The organism is Frankia sp. CcWB2 (genome assembly GCF_977927585.1).
In genome coordinates this window covers 21,127-22,313 of the sequence record NZ_CDWRCM010000065.1, presented here as the reverse complement: position 1 = coordinate 22,313, position 1,187 = coordinate 21,127, and the positions used below count along the sequence as shown (strand labels likewise).

Sequence of the window (1,187 nt, the reverse complement as noted above, 5' to 3'; positions counted from 1 at the left end):
TCGTGAACGGACGTGGAGCCACGGCGGTTACGTCGGGCTGCGAAGCGTCAACCACCCGGGACGCGGCATGACCGCCGCCGGGAATCCCTCGCGTTCACGCGGGGGAGGATGTCAACTGGCGGTCCCCATGGATGGCGGTGGTTTGTTGTGATCGGCAGTTCGTGATCCGTGATCTATGGGGGTAGGTAGAGGCGGAGCCGGTGTCCGGCGGCGAGCGTGTCGGTCAGTTCGCGGAGTGGGTGGGGCATCGGGGCGGTGGTCCAGGCCTGCCAGAGGCGTAGCAGGAGGCACAGCGGGGTCAGGCAGGCGCGGACCTGTCGGAGGTTGACCGGCCAGGACGGCGGTGTGCCGCTGCGGACCGGTTGCGGGCTGGGCTGGGTGTGGGTGGCTCGGTGGGGGTGTCGTGCCAGCACAGGCTGAACGCGCAGTTCACCAGGGTCCAGCGGCGGGCGATCGCGGTGGCGGAGCGGACCTGGAAGTCGGCCCAGCCCAGTTCGTGCTTGACCTGCTTGTAGTCCTGTTCGACCCAGCCGCGTAGCCCGTAGAGGCGGATGATCTCGTCGTAGCTGGCGGGTGAGAACGCCGACGTCGCCGTGGTGGGCAGGTCCGGGCGGGGCAGGGTGGTGGCCAGGTACCAGGTGCTGGTGGTTGGCCGGGTCGCCGGGTCGGTGGTGGCCACGACCAGCCGCAGTGGCCCGCCGATCCGGTACGGGCCGCCTCGGGAACCGATGTACTGACGGGACACGCCCGCGGTGGCGTGCCCGCTCTTGCGGTCCCCGGAGTCGTCCAGGATCAGTACCCCGCCGGGATGAGGCCGGGTGGCCGGCGCCGCCATGAGCAGCTCAACCCGCCGAGTGTTGATTTTCTCGTGGTCCCACGGCGACTCGGACAGAAACCACTGCAGCCGCTGGACCTCCCGGTGCTGCGCGCCCACCACCGGCTCCGCCCCGGCCAGACAGGTCAGCGTCTTGTTCCGGTCCCGCGGCAGCAGCAGACCGACCAGGTAGTCCCGGAACGCCCGCCGCTGCGCCCGGGAGGCGAACAGGCCATCCAACCGGGACGCGTACGCCTCCACCGGCGCCGGAGCCGGCGGGCACGGCAGCGGCTCTGTCATCACGATCACCTCCGCGGCCGAACCGCTCCTTCCCTACCCGACACAGCCAGACAATTCCCCGGCCGCCCATACA

At 70.5% G+C, this 1,187-nt stretch carries 1 pseudogene; it reads right to left on the bottom strand.

From position 1 onward, the window contains the following. Positions 1-367: 367 nt before the first annotated feature. Positions 368-1,114 (bottom strand): annotated as a pseudogene (locus ACY45C_RS09335) (transposase); the annotation flags it as partial. Positions 1,115-1,187 lie beyond the last annotated feature (73 nt).